Origin of the sequence: Sporichthya sp. (assembly GCF_013815995.1) — a bacterium.
In the GTDB taxonomy this organism is placed as follows: domain Bacteria; phylum Actinomycetota; class Actinomycetes; order Sporichthyales; family Sporichthyaceae; genus Sporichthya.
Map to the genome: position 1 here is coordinate 1 of NZ_JACDFE010000311.1, position 3,995 is coordinate 3,995.

Genomic DNA, 3,995 nt, shown 5'->3' on the forward strand with positions numbered 1-3,995 from the left:
GAGGTGGGAGGCCCAGCTCGCCCACGGCACCCGTGTCGCGGAAGCCGTGAGCCGCTCACCCAGCTCGGCGTCGGTGGCCGGGACGACGACGACGATCTCGGCGTCGTCGGGCAGCGCGAGTCCGCAGCGCCCGAGCAGCTCGGCCGCGCCGATCAGGGTGTCGGCCAGCGGCGAAGGGGTGCCGACCAGCGCCGCGGTCACGTCGGCGGCGTCGCGCAGGTCGCCGCCGTGACCGCCGAGCTCCTCGGCCAGGCCGACCCGGTGCCACCCGTCGTCGAGCATCCGCTTGAGCAGGGCCCGACCGCGCTCCGGTGACCACACTCCGGAAGGCTCGAACACCTCGGTCGCCGCGCACATCGCCGCGATCGCGGCGGCGGCGTCGCCGGCCGGGCGGATCGGGTCCGCGGTCAGGGACTTGGCGATGATGCCGCGCAGGATCTCGTTCGTGCCGCCGCGCAGGGTGTAGCCGGGGGCGTGCGTGGTCGCGTGCGCGAGGTGGCGGGTCAGATCGTCGGGGGAGTCCGGGTCGGCCTCGCGCGGGTGCAGTCGGCGGGCCAGGTCGATGATCCGGCCCTCGAACCGGGTGCCCAGGTCCTTGACCAGGGCCGCCTCCACGGCGGGGGCCTGGCCGCGGCCCAGCGCCTCGGCCACCGCGGAGGACATCGCGCGCAGCGTGCTCAGTTCGGCCAGGGCCTGACCGAAGTCGGCTGACGCCCCGTCAGCTGCAGCGGCGAGCAGCGGGAAGGTGGTGAGGAACCGCTCCGGTCCTGAGCGTTCGTAGGCCAGCTCGGAGGTGACCTGCTTCCAGCCGTCGCCCTCGTTGCCGAGCAGGTCGGCATCGGTGAGGCGAACCTCGTCCAGGACCACCTCGTTGAAGTGGTGCCCGCCGTCGAGGGACACGATCGGGTTCACCGTGATGCCCGGGGTGCGCAGGTCGATGATGAACTGCGTCAGGCCCTTGTGCCGGGCGGCGGTGTCGACCGGGCTGGTCCGGACCAGGGTGATCATGGCGTCGGCGCGGTGCGCCCCGCTGGTCCACACCTTGGTACCACTGACCACCCATTCCTCGCCGTCGCGGCGGGCCGTGGTGCGTACCGAGGCCAGGTCTGACCCGCTGTCCGGCTCGGACATCCCGATCGCGAAGAAGCACTCCCCGCGCGCCATCGCCAGCAGGAAGCGCTGCTTCTGCTCCTCGGACCCGTGCTTGAGGATCGACGGTCCGGACTGGCGGTCCCCGATCCAGTGCGCCGCCACCGGTGCGCCGGCGGCCAGCAACTCCTCGTTGACGATCCAGCGTTCCCGCTCGGTGCGGCCCTGCCCGCCGTACTCGGTCGGCCAGGTCATGCCCAGCCAGCCGCGGGCGCCCTGGGCGCGGCTGAACTCCGCGGAGAACCCACTCAGCCAGGAGTCGCACTCGAGCCGGATCCCGAGCGTCTCGACCTGCTCGGCGATGAACTGCCGTACCTCGCGCCGCAGCGCCGCTTCGTCCACGGCGCCGACGTTAGCGGGCGAACCCCCGCGCGCATCAGCCAGGTCGACGATTTTAGAGATAGCCAATCTCATATAGCCAGTGGATCTTCCCGTCGGGGAGAACCCGACGAACTCTGCGGGAAACTGCGATTCCGGTGCCGACGGCACGTTCACTAGCGTCGCGCCAGCCGCGACCTAGCGAATGGAGCCTCCGGGATGAGCATCGGGATCCAGCGCGCGATGTGGTGGTGCGGCGCCGCCTTCCTGGCCCTGCTGTTCGCGGGGCTTCTCACGGCGGGCTTCTTCCCGCCGATTCCGGCGAACAACACCGCGGCGGAGGTGGCACAGCAGTACAGCGAGGACGCCGACCGGATCCGCCTCGGCTGCCTGTTCATGATCTTCGGCGCGGCCTTCACCATCCCCTTCTACGGGGTCGTGGCCGGCCAGATGCAGCGGATGGAAGGCAAGTTCACCCCGCTGGTCTTCACCGAGGTCGCGGCCGGGGCCGCGGGCGTGGTGATCATCATCTTCCCGACGATCTGCTTCGCGGTCGCGAGCTACCGGCCCGAGCGCGACCCGGACCTGGTCCAGCTGCTCAACGACCTCGGCTGGGTCCCGCTGCTCGGCGTGTTCGCCCCGGCGCTCGCGCAGGTGGGCGCGATCTCGGTGGCCGTGCTCGCCGACGCGCGCCCGGATCCGATCTTCCCGCGCTGGACGGCCTACGCGATGCTCTGGTCCGGCCTGCTGTTCTGCCCGGCGATCGCGCTGCTGTTCTTCAAGGACGGCATCTGGGCCTGGAACGGGCTGATGGCCTTCTGGATCGCCGTCCCGGCCTTCGGGATCTATACCTGCGTGCTGATGTGGGCGACGTGGCAGGCGATCAGCCGCGAGGAGAGGGATCGCGTCGTCGCCGCGGCGGAGCCCGCGCTCGTCGGGACCGAGCTCAGCCGAGGCGGCTGATTCCGGCAAGCTGATCCCGGACGGCGCGCACGGGGAGCCCCGGGGTGGAGCACCCGGCGCAACGTGGTCCCGATCATGAACGCGAGCACCTCTTCCGAGCGGACCTTCCAGTCCCGGACTCGGCACGCCCCGCAGGTCGAGCATCACCTGGATGGCGCCGGTGCCGCGGGCGTTCACACCCGGCTCCCGGCGGGCGCGGACCACGCGGCCGCGAGCCCGGCGTTCTGTTGCGGGGTACTGCCGTAGGTGACGATCTCGTCCGCGCCCGCATCGCGGTAGGCGGCCAGCTTCTCGACGCCGTCCGCGACGGAGCCGATCGCACACGAGGACTGCATCCATTCGTCGGGGACGGCCCGGGCCGGCTCGGCGAGTTCGCTGCGGTGGAAGACGTTGTCCGCAATCGTCTGATGGCCCGTCAGCTGGGCGTGGGACCGGATCGCGGCCAGCCGCTCGGGGTCCCGACCGTTGGCGGCGACGAGGGCGTCGCCGTAGCCGGGCGCCTGCAGGTAGGTCAGGGCGCGGGCGTGGCAGAGCTCCCGGCCGAGGCTCTCGCACGCATCCCGCAGCCGGGTGACGGCGGCCCGGGTCGCGTGGGGGGTCAGGTTGGGCACGAGCAGGACGCCCTCCATACAGGCGCGGAGCCGCCTGCGGTCGGGTGCTGCTGGAACTGGGACGAGCTGAAACCAGTGGTGCGATCCCGGGCGCGAGATCGCCTCACCAGTTTCAACTCGTCCCGTCTGCGACCCGGTCCGGCGGAATGGCAGGCCTGGCGGGCGGCCAGGCGGGACAACCTCAGGCGGGACAACCTCAGGCGGGACAGCCGCCGGACTCGCCGCTTTGGCCGGTGGTCATGGGCGCCGTGTCGTAGGTGGCGTAGGCGCCCGAGGTGTTCTCGACGCAGAGCACGAACTCCACGTCGGACGCGTCGTAGCGGTAGCCGCCGATGCTGTTGCCCGGGGAGAGCTTGAGGCGGGCCTTGGGCAGCGCGGCCACCACCTCCTCGACCGTGGTCGGATACGGCTGACCGCGGAAGTAGCTCTCCAGCGCCGGCGCCAGTTCGTTCACATCGGCCAGGACCGATGCCAGCGCGGCGCCCGGCTTGACGTCCGGCGTCCCCGTCGGGACATCCGTCGGGACATCCGTCGGGACATCCGTCGGGACCGGGGTCGCGACCACCTGGGCAGGGCCGGCGGCATCGGTGGTGTCGTCGTCCCCGCAACCGGCGAGGGCGAGAACCAGCAGGGCGGCGGCGAGCGCGGGTGTGATCACGCCCGCACGCTACCGGCGGAGCGGGATCACCTCGGCCAGCGGCTCGCACCGACCACCCTTGGCGCGCCAGCCGAACAGCCAGTGCTTGACCAGGAAGCTCTCGGCCTCGTCCGCGGAATCTGCCGGATAAGGGCAGGCTTCGGGTGATTCGCCGGCCTTCGCGGCCTGCGCACCGTGGCCGACCGCGGTCAGCACCGACTCGTGCCGTTCCCACCCGCAGGCCCAGGCGTGCGCGAGCTCGCGGGCGTCCGGGTCGTCGGCGTCGATCGCGGCCCACGGGTCGAGCGGGGCGCGGC

Annotated in this window: 5 protein-coding genes; 1 reads left to right on the forward strand and 4 read right to left on the reverse strand. The window is 72.0% G+C overall.

The features are described 5' to 3' along the window. Positions 1 to 1,491 (reverse strand): acyl-CoA dehydrogenase family protein (locus H0X00_RS22255; protein WP_293774949.1); only part of this gene is annotated, 1,491 nt, incomplete at its 3' end. A 195-nt stretch (positions 1,492 to 1,686) separates the two neighbouring features. On the opposite strand from H0X00_RS22255, the gene H0X00_RS22260 reads away from it, so the two are divergent. Continuing rightward, the gene (locus H0X00_RS22260; protein ID WP_293774950.1) at positions 1,687 to 2,430 is read left to right on the forward strand and encodes a hypothetical protein; all 744 of its coding nucleotides are present in this window, start codon (positions 1,687 to 1,689) and stop codon (positions 2,428 to 2,430) included. Positions 2,431 to 2,603: 173 nt separating this feature from the next. Here the strand turns inward: H0X00_RS22260 and H0X00_RS22265 are convergent, their stop codons facing one another. The 3 genes from H0X00_RS22265 to H0X00_RS22275 form a co-directional block, all read right to left on the reverse strand. After that, on the reverse strand, positions 2,604 to 3,041 hold the full coding sequence (locus H0X00_RS22265) for a hypothetical protein (RefSeq protein ID WP_293774951.1): 438 nt from the start codon (positions 3,039 to 3,041) through the stop codon (positions 2,604 to 2,606). Between the two features lie 196 nt (positions 3,042 to 3,237). After that, positions 3,238 to 3,699 carry a hypothetical protein gene (locus H0X00_RS22270; RefSeq protein ID WP_293774953.1) on the reverse strand — a complete coding sequence of 154 codons (462 nt, stop codon included), beginning with the start codon at positions 3,697 to 3,699 and terminating at the stop codon, positions 3,238 to 3,240. 9 nt (positions 3,700 to 3,708) lie between these two features. Continuing rightward, the coding region (locus H0X00_RS22275) for an Rmf/CrpP family protein (protein ID WP_293774955.1) at positions 3,709 to 3,995 on the reverse strand (287 nt) is incomplete at its 5' end.